The 19,100-nt window shown below is 47.5% G+C and carries 16 protein-coding genes; 11 read left to right on the forward strand and 5 right to left on the reverse strand.

From position 1 onward, the window contains the following. Positions 1 to 276 precede the first annotated feature (276 nt). Genes mdcA through ACN0TT_RS04630 form a run of 8 tightly spaced genes read left to right on the forward strand, consistent with a single transcriptional unit; the run spans position 277 to position 8,333 of the window. Complete coding sequence (gene mdcA, locus ACN0TT_RS04595) at positions 277 to 1,932, forward strand: malonate decarboxylase subunit alpha (RefSeq protein WP_417760972.1); 1,656 nt, start codon at positions 277 to 279, stop codon at positions 1,930 to 1,932. A 5-nt stretch (positions 1,933 to 1,937) separates the two neighbouring features. Continuing rightward, the gene (locus ACN0TT_RS04600; protein WP_417760973.1) at positions 1,938 to 2,801 is read left to right on the forward strand and encodes a triphosphoribosyl-dephospho-CoA synthase; all 864 of its coding nucleotides are present in this window, start codon (positions 1,938 to 1,940) and stop codon (positions 2,799 to 2,801) included. Between the two features lie 16 nt (positions 2,802 to 2,817). Further along, the gene (locus ACN0TT_RS04605) at positions 2,818 to 3,972 is read left to right on the forward strand and encodes a biotin-independent malonate decarboxylase subunit beta (RefSeq protein ID WP_417760974.1); all 1,155 of its coding nucleotides are present in this window, start codon (positions 2,818 to 2,820) and stop codon (positions 3,970 to 3,972) included. Continuing rightward, positions 3,965 to 4,762, forward strand: a complete 798-nt coding sequence (gene mdcE / locus ACN0TT_RS04610) for a biotin-independent malonate decarboxylase subunit gamma (protein WP_417760975.1) — start codon at positions 3,965 to 3,967, stop codon at positions 4,760 to 4,762. Before ACN0TT_RS04605 ends, mdcE begins: the two co-directional genes overlap by 8 nt. 58 nt (positions 4,763 to 4,820) lie before the next feature. Then, on the forward strand, positions 4,821 to 5,774 hold the full coding sequence (locus tag ACN0TT_RS04615; RefSeq protein WP_417760976.1) for an AEC family transporter: 954 nt from the start codon (positions 4,821 to 4,823) through the stop codon (positions 5,772 to 5,774). Positions 5,775 to 5,790: 16 nt separating this feature from the next. Beyond that, on the forward strand, positions 5,791 to 6,420 hold the full coding sequence (locus ACN0TT_RS04620) for a malonate decarboxylase holo-ACP synthase (protein WP_417760977.1): 630 nt from the start codon (positions 5,791 to 5,793) through the stop codon (positions 6,418 to 6,420). Positions 6,421 to 6,429: 9 nt separating this feature from the next. After that, positions 6,430 to 7,353, forward strand: coding sequence for an ACP S-malonyltransferase (locus ACN0TT_RS04625; RefSeq protein ID WP_417760978.1), 924 nt, complete (start codon positions 6,430 to 6,432; stop codon positions 7,351 to 7,353). 38 nt (positions 7,354 to 7,391) lie between these two features. Further along, on the forward strand, positions 7,392 to 8,333 hold the full coding sequence (locus ACN0TT_RS04630; RefSeq protein ID WP_417760979.1) for a LysR substrate-binding domain-containing protein: 942 nt from the start codon (positions 7,392 to 7,394) through the stop codon (positions 8,331 to 8,333). Positions 8,334 to 8,592: 259 nt separating this feature from the next. Here the strand turns inward: ACN0TT_RS04630 and ACN0TT_RS04635 are convergent, their stop codons facing one another. The 4 genes from ACN0TT_RS04635 to galU all read right to left on the reverse strand — a co-directional run bounded on the left by ACN0TT_RS04635 (position 8,593) and on the right by galU (position 13,950). After that, complete coding sequence (locus tag ACN0TT_RS04635; protein ID WP_417760980.1) at positions 8,593 to 10,965, reverse strand: OmcA/MtrC family decaheme c-type cytochrome; 2,373 nt, start codon at positions 10,963 to 10,965, stop codon at positions 8,593 to 8,595. A gap of 246 nt (positions 10,966 to 11,211) precedes the next feature. Then, positions 11,212 to 12,207 carry a LysR family transcriptional regulator gene (locus ACN0TT_RS04640; protein WP_417760981.1) on the reverse strand — a complete coding sequence of 332 codons (996 nt, stop codon included), beginning with the start codon at positions 12,205 to 12,207 and terminating at the stop codon, positions 11,212 to 11,214. Positions 12,208 to 12,380: 173 nt separating this feature from the next. After that, a complete protein-coding gene (locus ACN0TT_RS04645; protein WP_417760982.1) occupies positions 12,381 to 12,791 on the reverse strand; it encodes a bactofilin family protein in 411 nt (136 codons plus the stop codon). A gap of 253 nt (positions 12,792 to 13,044) precedes the next feature. Continuing rightward, positions 13,045 to 13,950 (reverse strand): UTP--glucose-1-phosphate uridylyltransferase GalU, encoded by a 906-nt coding sequence (gene galU, locus ACN0TT_RS04650; RefSeq protein WP_417760983.1) that lies wholly within the window; start codon positions 13,948 to 13,950, stop codon positions 13,045 to 13,047. Positions 13,951 to 14,329: 379 nt separating this feature from the next. On the opposite strand from galU, the gene tyrR reads away from it, so the two are divergent. Further along, positions 14,330 to 15,874, forward strand: coding sequence for a transcriptional regulator TyrR (tyrR, locus tag ACN0TT_RS04655; protein ID WP_417760984.1), 1,545 nt, complete (start codon positions 14,330 to 14,332; stop codon positions 15,872 to 15,874). 215 nt (positions 15,875 to 16,089) lie between these two features. On the opposite strand, the gene rdgC is transcribed toward tyrR, so the two are convergent. Then, complete coding sequence (gene rdgC, locus ACN0TT_RS04660; RefSeq protein WP_417760985.1) at positions 16,090 to 17,004, reverse strand: recombination-associated protein RdgC; 915 nt, start codon at positions 17,002 to 17,004, stop codon at positions 16,090 to 16,092. Positions 17,005 to 17,298: 294 nt separating this feature from the next. Here rdgC and ACN0TT_RS04665 point away from each other — a divergent pair, with 294 nt between their 5' ends. Together ACN0TT_RS04665 and phoB are read left to right on the forward strand one after the other, a co-directional pair. Beyond that, the gene (locus ACN0TT_RS04665) at positions 17,299 to 18,228 is read left to right on the forward strand and encodes a porin (protein WP_417760986.1); all 930 of its coding nucleotides are present in this window, start codon (positions 17,299 to 17,301) and stop codon (positions 18,226 to 18,228) included. Between the two features lie 174 nt (positions 18,229 to 18,402). Next, complete coding sequence (gene phoB / locus ACN0TT_RS04670) at positions 18,403 to 19,092, forward strand: phosphate regulon transcriptional regulator PhoB (RefSeq protein ID WP_417760987.1); 690 nt, start codon at positions 18,403 to 18,405, stop codon at positions 19,090 to 19,092. Positions 19,093 to 19,100 lie beyond the last annotated feature (8 nt).

Below are 19,100 nucleotides of genomic sequence, written 5' to 3' on the forward strand. Positions count from 1 at the left end.
GCAACCCGCAACCCGCAACCCGCAACCCGCAACCCGCAACCCGCAACCCGCAACCCGCAACCCGCAACCCGTAACCCGTAACCCGCAACCCGTAACCCGCAACCCGCAACCCGTAACCCGCAACCCGCAACCCGCAACCGCTTTCAAAAAACATTATCACTTTTTGTATATTTAGCTGTCATTCATGCTGATTTTTAAAACTCAGCATCCCCGTAAGATGCCTACACAGCGTTACTGATAAGTAGCATGTATTAATCTCACAGAGAAGGTGTCTTAATGTCTACAAAACAATGGACTACCAAGAGAGCAGAAAAGCTAGCGCGTATTGCTGCGGTAGCATCTTTGGCTGATGGCAAAGTACTGCCAACCAATAACATGGTGGCTGCATTAGAACTGTTGCTCAAGTCAAATGATCGGGTCGTTCTCGAAGGTAACAACCAGAAACAGGCAGATTTCCTTGCTCGTTGTTTAGAGCAAGTCAATCCAGAGAGTGTTCACAACCTACATATGATCATGCCAAGCGTTAGCTTGCCATCGCATATGAATATTTTTGAAAAAGGCATTGCCAGCAAACTAGATTTTGCTTTTGCCGGTCCGCAAAGCGTACGTGTTGCACAGATGCTGGAGGATGGGCTGTTAGAAATCGGCGCAATCCACACTTACATTGAGTTATATGCTCGCTTATATGCCGACTTGATCCCCAATGTGGCCTTGGTTGCTGGCTACAAGGCTGACCGTAAAGGCAATTTGTACACTGGTGCATCAACAGAAGACACACCTGGGCTGGTAGAAGCGCCAGCCTTTAAAGACGGCTTGGTTATTGCTCAGGTGAACGAAATTGTTGACAACACTGATGATCTTGAACGCGTTGATATTCCAGGCGATTGGGTTGATTTTATCGTTCAAGCCGACAAGCCTTTCTACATTGAGCCACTGTTTACCCGTGATCCTCGTTTAATCAAAGATACCCACATCCTTATGGCTATGATGGCCATTAAAGGCATCTACGCTAAACACGGTGTGCAAACCCTTAACCACGGTATTGGCTTCAATACTGCTGCCATTGAATTGCTGTTACCTACCTACGGTGAGCAGTTGGGACTCAAGGGCAAAATTTGTAAACACTGGACCTTAAACCCGCATCCAACGCTGATCCCTGCAATCGAAGCTGGTTGGGTAGAAACCGTGCATTCGTTCGGTGGCGAGCTAGGGATGGAAGAGTATGCTCGAGCGCGTTCCGATGTGTTCTTCACCGGCCCTGATGGCTCAATGCGCTCCAACCGGACAATGTGCCAGTTAGCCGGGCAGTACGCGGCAGATATGTTTATCGGTTCAACGCTGCAGATGGACCCTGAAGGTAACTCGTCTACGGTAACTCATGGTCGTCTGGCGGGCTTTGGTGGTGCGCCAAACATGGGGCATGACCCTCGCGGTCGCCGTCACGCTACTGATGCTTGGCTCAACATGATTACCGATGAAGAAAAACAACGTGATGTTGTTAAAGGTAAAAAGCTAGTTGTTCAAGCGGTTGAAACCTACCAAGACGGTGCTAAGTCGACATTTGTTGATCAGCTTGACGCTGTTGATGTGGCCAAAAAAGCCGGTATGCCAATCGCTCCAATCATGATTTATGGCGATGACGTCACCCATCTGTTGACCGAAGAAGGTATCGCTTATCTCTATATGGCGCGTGATTTGACCGAACGTAAAGAGATGATTGCCGCCGTTGCTGGGGTCTCTGAATTCGGCAAACGCGTCACTGCTGAACGAGTCAATGCTCTGCGTGCTGCAGGTAAGGTTGCCACCCCTGAAGACTTGGGGATCAAGCGTAGTGACGCAAACCGCTCATTACTTGCCGCTAAGAGTGTGGCTGACTTAGTGAAATGGTCTGACGGCTTGTATCAGCCACCAGCAAAATATCGTAGCTGGTGATCACTATGCAAAGTAGTCAGAGAGTTATTTCGAGCAATCCTTGGTGTGACGCCATCGGTGAGTACGCCAAGCAAGCACTTATCGCCGAGGTGAATCTTACGCCAAAGCCTGGGCTAGTGGATAACCGCAACACCGGGTCTCACACCGACCTCAGTGTTGAACTGATGGTGCAGTCTGCAACGTGTCTGGCCCCTTATTTTACTCAGATGGCGCTTGCTGGTAGCCAACAACCTGTCTCCATTTGGTTACGTGAAACCATCGGCGCCATTGGGCGAGATGCAGAACGGCAAATGATGCATACCACGCATGGTGTAAATACCCATCGAGGGGCGATTTGGGCGCTTGGCTTACTCAGCACCGCGGCTACAGCAGTCAACAGCACCGAAATTGCGGCGATGCACTTGTGTGCTGTTGCGGGACAGATTGCCCGCATTGAAGACCGCCATATTCCCAACACGTTTAGCAAAGGCAAGTTGGCGAGTAATCAATACGGTATCAATGGCGCCAAACAGCAGGCGCAACTGGGCTTCCCAGCCATCATGCAGCACGCTCTGCCTACTTTGCGACTTAGCCGTTCACTTGGACATTCAGAAACCGCCGCTCGTCTTGATGCTTTGCTGGCGCTGACCGCTCACTTAACTGATACCTGCGTTTTAAGTCGCGCCGGATTAGCTGGGCAGTCGTTATTACAGCATCGAAGCAAAGCAATTTTGGCACTTGGTGGCAGCCATACCGAAGAGGGCATGGCGCAGCTGGAACAACTTGATCAAGAGATGATCGCGTTACATGCCTCACCAGGTGGTGCTGCCGATCTTTTAGCGGCCACGCTGTTTGTCGACTGGGTTGAACACTCAGAACTATCCAAATAATTGGGAGGTTCCACATATGGAACAACTGCATTTTTCCTATAAAGCGCAAGACGTTATCAACCGAATGGTGCGCGTTGGTAACGTTGGCTCCGGTGATTTAGAAATCCTGTTTGAGCCGACAGAAAACGCTCAAATTGACATTAATTTGATCACCTCGGTAGATAACCGCCAACCGCTGTGGCAAGCGATATTTGATCGTCAGTTTGCCAATACCACTCCGGCAATGAGAATTACCATCAATGACTTCGGTGCCACGCCAGGGGTTATTGGCCTGCGCCTCATTCAAGCGCTTGAACAGATTAATAGCCAGCCCGCAGCAGCGGTGGCTAATCCGCTCGGCACTATCTCTTTCATTGAGATGGGTGCGCGTGACCGTGCGAAATTCATCCTCGATGACGGGAGTTTCCGGGAGGTATTAGGCAACGAGTACCATTCGTTTTCCCCATGGTTATTGCCTCAAGGCATTGTGCCGCAGACCGATGATGGTTGTGTGGTAGTGAAAGGGGAAATCGATGGTAAACCCAGCGTGGTTATCGGTATTGATGGTACCTTCCAAGGTGGCGCTATTGGCGAGATATCCGGTGCCAAGATGGCTGCCGCGCTTGAGTTAGCTCTACAAGATGCAAAAGCTGGCAAACCAACGCAAGTGGTATTGCTGTTGGAAACTGGTGGGGTGCGTTTACAAGAAGCCAATCTCGGCCTCGCAGCAATTGCAGATATCCATGCGGGGATTATTGCCTTGCGTGAGTATGTGCCCGTCATCTGTGTTATTGCTGGTACCGTTGGTTGTTTTGGCGGTATGTCTATCGCGGCAGGTCTGTGTAGCAAGCTGATTCTGACACGGGAAGCACGCTTAGGCTTGAATGGCCCGCAAGTGATTGAGCAAGAAGCGGGTATTGCCGAATACGACTCTCGTAACCGTCCATTCATCTGGTCATTTACCGGCGGCGAAGCTCGCTTTGCTACTGGCTTTGCCGATGTGTTCGTCGACGATAATGCTGAGCAAATCCGCAGCGAAGTAACCAACATTATCAATCAGCCATTGCCAGCAACTGTACGTTGTGAACAGGTTGAACAATTCCTCTCGGTATTTGCAGAGATGGATAAGCAGCAACAAGCCTCACCTGAACTTGTGCGTCACTATTTCGCCAAAGGAGCATCCAATGAGTAATCGTGGTCTGACTTGGCTACATGCCTTAAGTGCTAACGGCACTGCCGCCGAAGGTTTTATTCCATCTGTTAAGGTGGTGGATAGCGCCATCGGCGAGCAAAAAACACGTTATATCGCTGTTGTTACCGATGAAAACAATGCCTTCTCGCGTGCGCGTAACGGTGAAGTGGGGTTGTTGGAAGGTTGGAATGTTGCTAAAGCCATCAGTGAGGTGGTTGCACAAGATAAAGCCTGTGATGCTAAGACGGCTATCGTCGCTGTTATTGATGTGCCATCACAAGCTTATGGCCGTCGCGAAGAAGCTTACGGTATTCATCAAGCACTTGCTGGTGCGGCAAATGCCTATGCCACCGCAAGAATGGCGGGGCATCCAGTGATTGGTCTGATTGTGGGTAAAGCGATGTCGGGCGGGTTTCTTGCTCATGGCTATCAAGCTAACCGTCTTATCGCGTTGGATGATGAGGGCTGTATGGTGCACGCCATGGGCAAAGCCTCGGCCGCACGCATCACGCTGCGCTCTGTCGAAGAGTTGGAAAAACTTGCGGCCACTATTCCGCCAATGGCCTATGACATTCAAAACTACAGCACCTTAGGTCTGTTATGGAAAAAGGTGAGCGTGCACAACGCGGTATCACCAACCCATGACGATATCGCCGCCATTAACCAAATACTGGCTGATGCGCTTATCGATATTGCTCAGGACGACGCACGAGACCTTTCTGGCCGTCTGCACAGTGAGATGCGCAAAGCCTCACTACAAGTACGTCAACAAATGGCTAAAGCTTGGTAATTATAATAAAACCGCAGCATAACTCGCGGGTTATGCTGCCTTTTAAGGTATGAATATTATGTTTCATGCAGTACTAAACGCTATCGCTCCAATTTTTGTTGTGCTCGGATTGGGGTATTACTGTGGCATCCGCAAAGTTGCGGATAATAAAAATGTGGCGGTGTTGAACGTCTTTGTGATGCGCTTTGCCTTGCCAACCGCCTTGTTTACAGCAACGTGGCATACGCCAGTGCAAGGTTTTATCAGCAAACTGCCGTTGATCGCTGTGTTGGTGCTGGCCATGTGGGTATTATGGGGATTCACCTATTTTGTTGCCCGCAAAGTATTTGGCAAAGATCCTGCTAAAGCGGCGATTTATGCGCTAACCATTTCGCTGCCTAACTACGCCGCGCTAGGTGTACCTATCCTGAGCGAAACCATTTCTGGTGCTTCTGCCAGTGAAATTGCGTTAAATGTGGCTATCTCTATCGCCTGTGGCTCAATCTTCTTGTCTCCACTAACGCTGATGGTGTTGGAAAAAGAAACCAAGCCCGAGTTTAGAGAAGCATCCATGGGATCACTGGTCGTGCCGTTACTGATTAAAGCACTGAAAAATCCAATCGTTATGTGGCCAATCCTGGGGACTGTCTTCTCGTGCTTTGGTACCACAATGCCCGAGTTACTGACCCATGCGTTGAAACCGCTTGCTGCCGCGGCTGGTGGCGGTGCGTTGTTCCTCACTGGGCTAATCGTGTCTGCACGTAAGTTGAGAGTAAATGGCGCCGTTATCTTCGGCTTCGTTTTGAAGAATTTAGTACAACCTGTCTTCGCTTATGTAATTGCATTAGCGTTTGGCTTGCCTGCGACATTACTGGCCGCCTCGGTATTCTTGGTCGCACTGGCAACTGGGTTCTTTGGGGTGATGTTTGGTAACGGTTTTGGCGTGCAGGACGAAGATTCTGAAGGCACCTTGCTGCTGTCCACCATCCTGTTTGCACTGACCATGCCGTTGTTCATGTACTTCCTACTGTAACTGCACGAGGTGAACTATGACGTTGCAAGTAAAACCACATGATCTACTTTGGGTGAACGCGGTCATCGATACCGACACTGTACCTGAGTGGTTTTCGATAGCGGATTTATTGCAACGTCCGGTGGTGGTTAGACGGGCAGTCACCACGGCTAACCATATTGCGGTTGGACTGCGGGGTTATACCCGCAGTCAACGGTACGCAAATGTAGTCGCAATTGATGCTGTGCGACGCACTATGACTCCTGAGCAACTAGTGGAGCAGCAGGGGTGGTATGGCCGAATGACACAGAACCCTTTACCGCATTGGCAGACGTTGGCAACCATCGCTGAGTGCATGCACACATTGGGACTGACGTGGGGCATCACTGGAAGCTTAGGTTTTGAGCTGGCTACCAACATAGCGACGGCGAACCACCAGAGTGATATCGACCTGCGTTTGTGTTGTCCTCAGGCAATAGATAAGTCAGTTGGCTTCTCGTTGATGGAACAATTAAATCGTCTTGCTCAGCGCCCCGATATTCAGATTGAAACACCAACAGGGGCGTTTGCCATAAATGAATGGCTTAGCTCATCTTCTAGTGTGTTACTCAAAACGGCTCGTGGTCCAATCATTACGGCGACGCCATGGGCCGATAGTTGTAGTTAAGGAATCGTTGTGGCGACTTTATTTACTTTTCCCGGGCAGGGAACGCAAAAAGCGGGCATGTTAACTGCGCTGCAGCAGTTTGACCTTGGCCGCCAATTATTGGCTCAAGCGAGTGACCATTTTGGCGAAAATGTCCTGCTGTTAGATAGCGAACTTGCACTTAAAAATAATCGTAATACCCAAGTGGCATTAACTATCTGTGGCTATGCCTACGCTAGCATATTGCGGCAGCGTAACATTATGCCGGACTATGTTTTAGGGTTATCCATTGGTGCTTTTCCCGCAGCAATTTGTGCAGGCATCATCACCTTTGAGCAGGGGCTCGATCTGGTCGCACATCGCGGTGAGTTAATGGCATCTGCTTATCCTGCTGGCTATGGCATGGCCGCGGTGATTGGTCTGAGTTTGCCTGTGATACAGAAATTTATTAGCGATGCCAATGCGCTGGGCCACTGTCTGTATGTAGCGAATATTAACACTGAATCGCAAGTGGTGATTTCTGGCAAGAATGAATCACTGAGTTACCTGTGTGAACTTGCCATACAATGTCAAGCCACCAGTGCGCGCTTACTGAAGGTTAACGTTCCCTCGCACTGCGCGTTGCTAGCAGCTCAGGCTGAAGTCTTTGCTCGCGCATTTGATTCAATGGCGCTAAAACGTCCGCAATGCACTTATGTGAGTGCCAATGCGGCCCGAGCTATGTTCCAGTCAGACAAAATTTGTGATGACTTAACCCATAACATGGCACGGCAAGTTCACTGGTGGGAAACCGTCGCAATGCTCAAAGAGCGCGGGGTGACCTTAGCAATAGAAATGAAACCCGGCAGCGTGTTGACGGGGTTATGTAAGACAAGCATGCCGGAGACTATAGCAGTGGCGATGGAGTCTGAGAATATCGATAACCTAGCCATGTTGATGCAGAAGTACGGTTAATTTAAGCTTAATCCAATATTGTACTGGTAAGAGAGCTCATGAGTCGTCGCATCCCTACAACGATTAATCGTCTAGAGATATTTATTAGTTACATGGAACAGCACAATATGAGCCATGTGGCTGAAGCCATGGATATCAATACTCTATCTGTATATCGCTCGATTCATGCCTTAGAGGAAGACCTAGGTTGCGTATTATTTGAGAAACGAGGCCGCAGTTTGGTACCGCTGCAAGCGGCTGAAATCTTGTATCAGCAGTGTGTCAGCGCGCTGAGCGATCTGTCTCGAGCAATTGACAATACGCAAATTGCCGCTGGCATTACTCCAAAGAAAATTCGCGTGGGTTCTATCAATTCGTTGACGGTGGATTTAGTACCGCATCTACTGTCAGCTTATAAGCTACGCCGACCTGATGTTCAGCTAGAGTTTCATTCGGGATCAAATTGCGAGCTAATTGATAAACTCAAACGCTCTGAGCTTGATGTGATCATGATTTATGGTGATCAGCAGTTGGAAACTAGCCACCTTTATACGGCGATGAAACTCTTTGATGACGAGTTAAGCTTTACGATTGCACAAACCAGTGAACAGCCATCAACGGAGCATATTCCGATTGATGTGAGCTACTTGAAACAGCAATGCTATATGACGCTCACCCAAGGGTTTGGCTTGCGAGAAGCGTTCGACAAAGTGATAGCGAAACTGGACACTAAAGTGGATATCCATTCGGAGTTTTCCAGTATTTTTGGTTTGAGCTTTGCGCTCAAATCGGGCAATTATGCCGCGTTACTTCCCTCTCGTTTGAATCATGTCGCCAATCAAATAGGGCTTAAATTTTACCGATTAGCCGATGAACTCAAAGAATCTCACGGTATCTACTTGTTAATGAATCGCGCTAGCGAACATAACCCAGCGATTCGTGCGCTGGTGGCGGAGTGCCGCATGTATAGCCACACCGTGGTGACGTCGGCAAATCTGTAATATTTCTTCGGTGAGTTATGAATGCAGATAAATTGGAGACGAGGGCATATGCTTACTGTGTTCGCTACGGTTTTTTGTCGATTTTTGTATTGGCCGTATTTCCATTCCAGCTATTGATTAGTCTGTGTACCAACAATTGAGTGTTTCCGCTTAGCCTTTTGATGTGCCCTAGCGGGAGACAGTGTTGGCTTACCTTTATCGCTGCCAATATAAAAAAGGGCCCCGAAGGGCCCTAGTTATTTAGGCATTGAGAATTGTATTATTCAGCTGCTGGAGCTGTCCAATCATGCACTTTGTCGATACCGTTTGCGCGACCAGCTGCGTGGCAAGTTGCACAAGACTCAACAGTCAAATCATTAACGGTATGTAGGTCATCAGCAACAACCGCGCCGTTTGATTTAAAGTGAGCTACCGCGGCAGAGCTGGTGTGACATGCACGGCAAGCTTCGGCTACTGGAGAGATATAGTAGGTGGTACCAGCAATCGCGTTAGTTTCGAAATTGGTGGTATCAGCCAAATCTGCTGCAGTAGTTTTTTGTGCAGCAGTAATGCTGATTGCAATACTTGTGCGGCCAGAGGTCAGCGCGCCATCTTTAAACAGAGCATCTGAAGTGTGGCAAACTGCGCAATTAGCTTGTGGTGCTGGATAACCGTGAAGCGACTTATTACCGTCCAAGAAGATACCTTCAGGTTCAGTTCCATCATTCATGTTACCACTATGGAAACGGTGCGCTACAGTTGCAAGGTCACGGTTATAGAATCGTGAGCCTGAATCAGAAACAGTGGTAGTTTCTGTTTCGTCAGCATTAGTTACTGTAGTTAACAGGTTAGTGAATGGGTGATAAGAACCTTGGTAGGTATTGTTGTGACAATCCATACATTGGTCGAAGGTATATACGCCGTGACGACTACCCTTGATATAGTCAAGAGAAGTGTGGCAAGCGTTACATTTAGCTTCTGCAATTGTGATACGTGCAGGGTCTGCCATACGAGCGATACGATTTGCTGCAGTGACTTCAGTACCTGTTGCTAAGTCGAAGAACTTAACTTTAGAAGTAACACCTACAGGATCTGATGAGTCGAAGTGAGCATTGGCTGAAGAACAGGCAACAGGAGTACCGTCTTTTTGAGCACAGAAGTTAGCTTCGGTACCTACATAAGCAATACCATTCGAAGCGGTAGCCGCAACAGTCAAAGTTACTTCACCAGTTGTAGCATTAGTTACTGAACCTGATGCACTGCTGAGTGATGGGCGAGCACCCCAACGAGTAATTTGACCTGTGCTATCTACGCCACCTAACAAAATACCAGTACCAGACAAGATATTTAATTGAGCAATATCAGTGATAGGTTGTTTGTTTAGGGTTACGTTTGCAGTGATAGTCAATACACCTGCACTAACTTGAGCACTAGTGAAATCTACAGTCAGATTTTCAGCGGCTACGGCGCGAGCGCCTACAGCGTGAGCTGCTTCTGGAGCTAGGCCACCAGTACCATGACAGCTAGCGCATTGTGAGTCATCAGCTTGTGCCAATTCGAAGTCAGCATGGTTTTCACCAGTAGCGAAGTCGATATTGGTGTGACAGCCACCACATGCTGCACGTGTTGGTTCATCTTTCCAAGTGGTTTTGCCTTCGTCTTGGCTGTGACAAACAGTACATTGATCCAATGGTGCTGGGTAGCCAATTTCAGCCCATTCGGCTGTTTGAATGAAGCCGTATGGAGCCAGTTCTGCTAAGTGTGCACCACCGTGGATGCGGTGGATCATTGCAGGCAGGTCAAATACATAACCTTCAGCCGCTTGCTCTTCATCAGGTTGAGTCGCAGGGTTATGACAGAACACACAGTTTTCTACACTTTGGTAGTTACTGTGAGCTGAAATATTGGCGATGTTGCCAGTCGCTTCACTTTCACCGTGACATTGTTTACACGCGGCATCAGCTACGGTGTCTTTACCGGTAGTTACGCCAGTTTCACCTGTTGCAGGGATATAGTCGATACTACCAAGAATTTTATCGCTGATTGATTTACCGTTTGCGTCAGTGACATTATAAACGCGAATCATCACGCGATGTGGTGCATTCAAGTCGTCATCGGCATTCATGATTGGCGCAGTGCCTTCATGTTCCCATGTGCCAGTGTAGGTACCTGGGTTAGCAGGGTCTTCAACCAATGTACAAGCTTCACCAGTTTGTCCGCGTGAAGTGTATGTACCATCTAGAGTACAGTACATTGAGTGTGCACCGGCGGCATCGCCGTTGTTTTCCCAGTACACAGATGGACCATCGCTAGTTGTGTTAGTTACGGCTGTGATTGAGTAAACTGCAATCATCTCCAAACCAGTCAGCGGTGTAGCAGCACCTGCTTGGTTTTTGCCAGCCACAGAGAATTTCAGCGCTAATGCATCGCCACCCGCTAGCGTATTTTCAGCGGGGTCGATTGTGAAGGTTACGTCGCCTGCTTTATAGACGGTTGAAACAACGTCGCCAGCATTTTGGCCGTCTTGACCATCAGCGCCGTTGCTGCCGTCTGCGCCATCAGCGCCGTCATGGCCGTCATCACCGCAACCGGTGAGAGCGAGCATGCCTGACAGCATCAGCGCCAGTAATGACATATTATGATTTTTCATCATTGCGTCCCTTATTTAAATTATATTGACTGCTATTGCAGTACTGTAAATATACCTATAACTAATGGGGTATTACTTTAGTAAGTGTTCGATTTGTGAAATGTGGGTTAAGAAATCGATATGAAAATTTCGAAAAGTGCAATCGGTAATTTCGGAAAACGAAATAAGGCTGGAAAAACGATAAAATATGCAGTGGAAGTACAAAAAGAAGCCAATATTGGCTCCTTTTTCTGTAAATGATAACGCGTCTTAAGTACCAAATTGGCGTAAATCTGACTCACCGTGAAAGGCGAGCAGACGCGTAACGATATCAATAATTATCTGCCGCTGATTCTCATTGTAGCGGCGATAATTTTCTGATTTTTCAATGAGATTAAACGATGGCATCGAAATAGTGCGGTGCAACTTCTCGATTTCTGTTTTAGGTAATATTTCCGTCCGCAAGCCGGTCACTTGTTCGATATGACATAATTCTGTCGCGGGTGCGAAAGCAATACTTCCCATAGTGAGTAAGTGCGCATACCATTCTTCGATATCTGACACACAATCGATGTCATTTAGGGCAATATTTTCTTGCTGGCAATAGAGTTCCAGTGGGTCTATACGCTCGTTAAAACCTTTTATCGCAAAATAGACAAATGGATAACGTGCGATTTCTGATAACGTCAGTAAGGGCCAGTTTTTCCATATTGGGTGGTCCTCTCGGCAAATAAGGCCAAGTTCTACCACGTCACCCAAACTGGTGGTGATTAACTCCTGGTTATCGGGTAATTCTAATGTGAGTCCAAGATCCATTTCACCGCTATGAATGAGATCGGCGGATTCATCTTGCCATTTGTATAAGCGGATTCGTCCGAGTTGATTACGGACTTCGACCTGACCACATATATGCGACAAGGCCGACATTAGTCCATAACCCACAGCGATATGAATCCCATCATCTGCGCGATAGTCACGACTTTTCTTGGCTTGCAGCTCAATCTGATAGACGGACTGAATAAAGTCACACACCGGCTGATAGAGGGTTTCTGCCAGTGGTGTAGCCTTGAGTTTTTGTTGACGACGATAGAACAACTCGTCGTCAAATGCTAACCGCAGCGAGCTAAGGCATCGACTGATTTTGGGAGCCGAAACAGATAGCTCGCGCGCAGTAATATTAGCGTGTCCCGTTTCATAGATATTTTTAAATACCATCAACGTAAAAATATCTAACTCACACAGTTGTTTTAGCAGTCTGCTGGTCATAATTATTATTGGCCTTTTAGCGAGGCAAGTTACTAAAGTTTCTTATCTCACATAATGCTAAACAATCTTATGACGTTTGACAGTGATGTTGACGGGGAGACCTCACTAAAACAGAAAAAAGTGATGGAATTGCGAGTCACATCACGCCTCATACTCAGTGGGAATCTCGAATGTTATTCTGCTTCGAGTAATTCCTTGTCCGCTTTTGGTGAATTTTTAAGGAGAGAGGGGACATCTTCCAGTAGATGTATCTGTTCTTTTAAGCGAACCCCGATAAACTGACCGCCCTCGAAAATTTCCATGTTGCTGCAGGAGACTTCTCCTTCGACTTGGCCACGTTCAGTAATGATCAGTTTTTCGCACATTAATTTTCCTTTGAAACTCCCCGATACGCGCAACTCCACGCATCTTAGTTGTCCATCAACAACGCCGTTAGGCTCGATTGATATACTGCGTTCTGCATGGATTTCGCCTTGCAGTGCGCCGCCAACCAAGGTGTCGCCATCAAAATAAACCGTGCCAGTAATACTGGTGCCTTTGGCGATATAGGTAATATCTGACTTCTTTTTACTACTTTTAAACATCCTGAAGTTACATCCTGTTAATGTTCAGCTTAGGGGATGTTACCGAGATGAGGCGAATAAGAAAACCATTAATAATTGGCGCAGTGACGTAAATTGAGTGGCTAGGCGGGGGAACGCAGAAATTAATGTGATGAATAATCGGTGACAAATGTTTGGCGGCTAGCCGTGAAAAATAATGAGATGGCGCGAGATAGAAATAATAACGCCCGATGCAGTGCATCAGGCGTTAGCGTATACGAGCTGCAATAACGAATTATTTCAGTGCAGCAACGAAGCTTTTCAAGTAGTCAGTAAATTCAGTGCCGACTTCTTTATGGCGTACGGCATGTTCGATAACCGCTTGTAAGTAGCCCAGTTTGTTACCACAGTCATGGCTTTTGCCCAACATGTAATAGGCGTCAACTTGTTCACGTTCCATCAGCATGGCAATAGCATCGGTCAGCTGGATCTCACCACCGGCACCGGAAGGTGTTTTCGCTAGCAGAGGCCAAATCGCCGCAGGCAACACATAGCGCCCTACAACCGCAAGGTTTGATGGCGCTTCGTTAACTTTCGGTTTTTCTACCAGTTGTGCTAATGAGGCACTACCCCCTGGTTGGAGGTCATGTCCATTAACGTCGGCAATACCGTATTGGTTGACCATCGCTTCTGGCACACCTTCGACCATGATTTGACCATGTTGCGTTTCATCATAGAGCTTGACCATTGCAGCGAGGTTGTCTTTTGCTAAGTTACTGCTGGCACTATCGATCAGTACGTCCGGCAAGATTACCGCGAATGGGGCATCGCCTACCACAGATTGGGCACATAGGATCGCATGGCCTAGGCCTTTAGCTTCAGACTGACGCACGCTGATAATGGTAACGTCATCAGGACAAATAGATTGAACCTCATTGAGCAGTTGGCGTTTTACACGACGTTCAAGCTGGGTTTCCAACTCAAAACTGGTATCGAAATGGTTTTCGATAGAGTTTTTACTGGCGTGAGTAACTAACACAATTTCTTTGATTCCCGCCTCGATAGCTTCATTGACCACGTATTGGATCAGTGGTCGGTCAACCACGGGCAGCATTTCTTTCGGGATGGCTTTGGTGGCCGGTAACATGCGAGTACCCAAGCCGGCAACAGGGATAACAGCTTTACGAATTGTGCTTTTCATAGACATCCTTTTCAGTGCTATGTGAATTGAATTTTGGATAACGCTATTTTAAGTGCGGTTGATACTAATACCACTTAATTTTGCTTAACTCATCGCTTTTGCTGACAATTTTGTCTTTGTGACAGCATTGGTTCATGTTTTGTTGATGTTTTACAATATGTTAACTTTTTAAGGTGAGCCGCTGGTGGCTGCTAGCTGTTTGTTTCCTATCAACTAAATTGTTCCGATTCGGTCTTTTTTTGTACACAAACAACACTTGGCTGTAAAGAAGCCTTGCCACTTATTCGCGTTCCCTCTACCTTATAGCAAATACGGCTGGCATGGCTTTTGTCGTCTAGTCAATGATCCCGAGAATGAATAAAAATTAGGGAATGCGTTTATGCGGTTGGAAGTCACTTGCCTAGACCGAGTCGGTGTGGCAAAGGATATTTTGACGGTGCTGGAGCGTTATAGCATCAACTTAGTTTCTATTGATGCGATGACCAAAGGTCGTCTTTATTTACAGTTCGCTGAGGTGCCTTTTGATATTCTCAAAGAGCTAATGCCTCAGATCCGTAAAGTTGAAAGTGTGCACGACGTTCGTACGGTGGCGATTATGCCATCTGAACAGGAGCGCTACGCCTTAAAAACTCTACTCAAAACATTGCCTGATGGTGTCTTCTCTCTGGATGCCAAAGGTGCCATTCGTTTCGTCAATGAGTCCGCACTCTTTATGCTCGGTATGCAGGAGCATGAAGTGTTGGATGAATCGCTTAATCATTGGGTGCAAGGCTTTAACTTCAGTCGTTGGCTGGGTGAGTCGCAGGTACATGGTCAAACCGCGCGCGTCCATATCGGTAATGATGAGTACCTCGCCGAAATGTTGCCGATTGAGTTACCTGAAGATGAGCAGCATTCCTTACTGGCGGGTGCCGTCATTACGCTTAAAACGCCTGATCGCGTCGGCAAGCAATTTAATGCACTGCAACGCCGTTATAAAGGCTTTGAAAACGTACTGGCCGTGAGCGATAAGCTGCAGGATGTGGTTAAGCAAGCTCAGCGCATGGCGCAGCTAGATGCGCCGTTGCTGATTACCGGTGAGACGGGAACGGGCAAAGAGATGATGGCTCGGGCGTGTCACGATGCCAGTATGCGCCGCGAAAAGCCGTTTGTGGCGATCAACTGTGCAGCGATCCCCGACAGTGCTGTCGAAGAGGAGCTGTTTGGTTATGTGACCAACGGTAAATTGATGAAACACGGCTTCTTTGAAGAGGCCAAAGGCGGCACAGTGTTTCTTGATGAAGTGGCAGAGATGAGTAACGCCGCGCAGATTAAACTGCTGCGTTTGCTGCAAGATGGCAGCTTTAGACGTGTCGGCGGTGAGGACGATATTCGCCCCGATATCCGCATCATTTGCTCTACACAGGAAAATCTGGCGAAGCGTTGCCAAGAGGGAAAGTTCCGCGAAGACTTGTACTACCGCATTCACGTATTATGCTTCCATCTCCCCGCGCTGCGTGAGCGTCGTAGCGATATTATGCCGTTGGCAGAGATGTTTTTAGAGCACTACAGCCAACAGCTATCATGCCCAATAAAACGTATTTCAACCAAATGCCGTAACTTCCTGCTGGCTTATGCTTGGCCAGGTAATGTGCGTCAGCTAAAAAATGCCATTTTTCGTGCGGTGTCGATGTGGGATGGTGTGGCCAATGAACTCACCATTGAACAGCTTAGACTGCCATCTTATGAAGAGGGGCAGGGCTATTTTGAAGGCGACTTTGATGGCTCGTTAGATCAGGCAATGAAGAAGTTTGAGTCGAGTCTATTGCGCCGCTTGTATCCATCCTACCCAAGCACCCGCCAATTGGCGAAAAAGCTGGGCGTCTCGCATACCGCTATCGCCAATAAATTGCGTGAGTACGGTATCAACAAGGCAAAGTCGTAATCGCCATTGGCTAGTATTTCCGATAACAAAAAAGCGCCGTTTGGCGCTTTTTTGTTGTCATTAGGGGCGTTCTAACTTGTGGGCAGCCGGGGTAAAGCTGCGTACTCAGGCAACTGACACCTCGGTTAAAAATTGTCTACATTAGGCATTAGTTATCTGTTTGGCACTCGGCAATTTAAACTCGATAGTTGCCGCAGAATCCCCTGACTGCCTCTTTAGATACTTTGCTCTTCAACGCCACCCAGCTTGATAAATAGTGTGTTAAGTAAGGCGATGATCTCACCTGTCATCAGCACAAAGTCAGCATCCAGTTTCGCTAATGGATCTTCGCCAGCAACATCATCGGTTTGAGCGCGAAATTCTTCGGCGAATTTCAGGCGACGAATACCTGCATCTGACTGTAGGACAAAGCTGATAGACTGTTCAAATTGAATGGCCAATTTATGTACTTGTTTGCCCGCTTCGAGGTGAGCCAGTACTTCCTCTTCTGTCAAATCTTGCTGTTTGAAGCGTACGATGCCGCCTTCATCCGCAGCAGATTTTAGCTCAGCTTCATCCTGCATGTAGAAAGGCACTGGCAGCTCGCCCTGTTTGAGCCAGTCAGTCAGTTGCAGCTCAATCGGCGTGGCAAAACTGACAGGAACAACAGGCAAACTCCCAATGGCTTTACGCAGTAGTGCTAGCAACTCTTCCGCTTTGGTTGCACTGCTGCTGTCCACAATCAGTAATTGCTGCTCAGGTAAAATGACCGCGTGGATCTGGCTGCGGCGGCTAAATGCGCGTGGTAGCAGTGTCGTGGTAATTTCATCCTTCAGGGCGTCTTTTTCTTTTTTGGTGATTTTGCGGTTTTCCTCATCTTCGAGGTGGGCCACTTTTTCTTCTAACGCTTCTTTGATGACTTGAGACGGTAAGATTTTCTCTTCTTTGGTGGCGCAAATTAGGTGCCGTTGGTTAGCACTATGTACTAAGGATTGACCAATTTTGCCGAAGGCTTTACTGAAGCCAAATTTACTGATGTCCTGACTTGAGCACGGGTGAAATTGAAAAGCTTCCAGTGCTTGTTCCAATTGCTCGGTTTCAATCACAAAAGGTTTGTTGAAACGATAAAGAGTAAGATTTTTAAACCACATATTCACTGCTCATTTGTAACGGATTCGGCAGTGTAAGCCATCTTTCTAGCGCGGTAAACCGTGGTCAGATTATCGTCAAATTTTCACGATTCAAAGATTTAACCAAATTGTCATATTAAAGCCACTGAGTCGCTAAGCCGCGTGAATACTCACTTCTTCGGGCTGTGGTATCTATAATGCTAGCCGTTACAGCAGCTTGCAATTAGAGATGAAATAAAACTGCAACATGCGGCTTGCAAACTTGCGCTCGTTCCAAATCCATAACCAAGGCGAATATAACGTCGAAAGGAAATAATGATGAACGCAATTTGCAAAACCCTACTCGCTACCGCTATCGCTTCTGCTTGTATCGCCTCTGCGCAAGCAGCTGAACCATTGACTGTGTATGGCAAACTGAACGTGACCGTACAGTCTAATGACGAAGGTGGTGAATCTGAAACTGCGGTACAAAGCAATGCTTCTCGCCTAGGCGCTAAAGGTGAGTATGACTTAGGTAATTCACTGAGTGCTTTCTACCAAGTTGAATATGAAGTGGCGACTAATGATGACAGTAGCAATAACTTCAAAGCTCGTAGTCAGTTTGTTGGTTTGAAAGGTAACTTCGGTGCTATCTCTGTTGGTCGCCAAGACACCATGATGAAAGTTTCACAAGGTAAAGTTGACCAGTTCAACGATTTGTCCGGTGACTTGAAAAGCTTGTTCAAAGGTGACAATCGTATCGAGCAAACAGTTAACTACGTGTCGCCAGCACTGGGTGATGTGAAGTTTGGTGTAACCTATGCTGCCGAAGCTGCGAATTCGCAAGACGGCGAAAGCGGTGTATCTGCTGCGCTGATGTATGGTGATGCTGGCTTGAAGAAAACGCCTATCTATGCCGCAATCGCTTATGACTCTAAAGTGAAAGGTTACGACACTGTACGTGCTACCGTACAAGGTAAAGTTGCTGACCTTAAGCTGGGGGCAATGTACCAGTCACAAGAAAAGTCAGAAGGTGACTCTGACAGTATCGACGGTTACTTGGTCAGTGCGGCTTATGACATCAACGCTGTCACGTTGAAAGCGCAGTACCAAGATATGGAAGATACGGGTGATTCTTGGTCTGTCGGTGCTGACTATAAACTCGCGAAGCCAACTAAACTGTTCGCTTTCTACACCAACCGCTCTATGGAAGGTGTTTCTGATGACGACAGTTACTTCGGTGTTGGTTTAGAACACAAGTTCTAAAATGCTCATCGAGTCAAAAACGCCAGCCTTGTCTGGCGTTTTGTTTTTGGGTTACTCGTCCAGCAATCTATGACAAAATGACGCAAATATTACCGATAAGTTGCTGGTTATTCATAAATCTGTCATAAAATTGTCCAATAATAACCGCGTGTCATATTACTTAAAGAAGCGACCATGACTGCAAGAATTTTGATTGTTGAAGACGAAGCTGCAATCCGCGAGATGCTCACTTTTGTGATGGAGCAACACGGCTTTGCTACCAGTACCGCCGAAGACTTTGAATCGGCCTCGGCGTTGTTAACGGAGCCTTATCCCGATCTGATTTTGCTTGATTGGATGTTCCCCGGCGGCAGCGGGATTCAATTTGCTAAAACCCTTAAGCAAGATGAATTTACGCGGCAGATCCCGATCATCATGTTAACCGCTCGCGGTGAAGAGGAAGACAAAGTCAAAGGCCTTGAAGTGGGGGCCGATGATTATATTACTAAGCCGTTTTCACCCAAAGAGCTCGTCGCTCGCATCAAGGCGGTACTTCGCCGTGCCGCACCGACTCGTTTAGAAGATGTAATCGAAGTACAAGGTTTAACCTTAGATCCCGTAAGTCATCGTGTTACTGTGGGTGAAACCGTGCTGGATATGGGGCCGACTGAATTCCGTTTACTACATTTCTTTATGACGCATCCTGAGCGTGTTTATTCTCGCGAACAATTGCTGGATAACGTTTGGGGCACCAATGTGTATGTCGAAGACCGGACTGTCGATGTGCATATTCGCCGTTTGCGTAAGGCGGTAGAGCCTTCAGGTCATGATAACTTGATCCAAACTGTACGCGGTGCTGGATATCGTTTTTCCACTCGCACCTAGTTGATTAG

It is taken from the genome of Shewanella sp. (genome assembly GCF_048265805.1).
Lineage (GTDB): Bacteria > Pseudomonadota > Gammaproteobacteria > Enterobacterales > Shewanellaceae > Shewanella.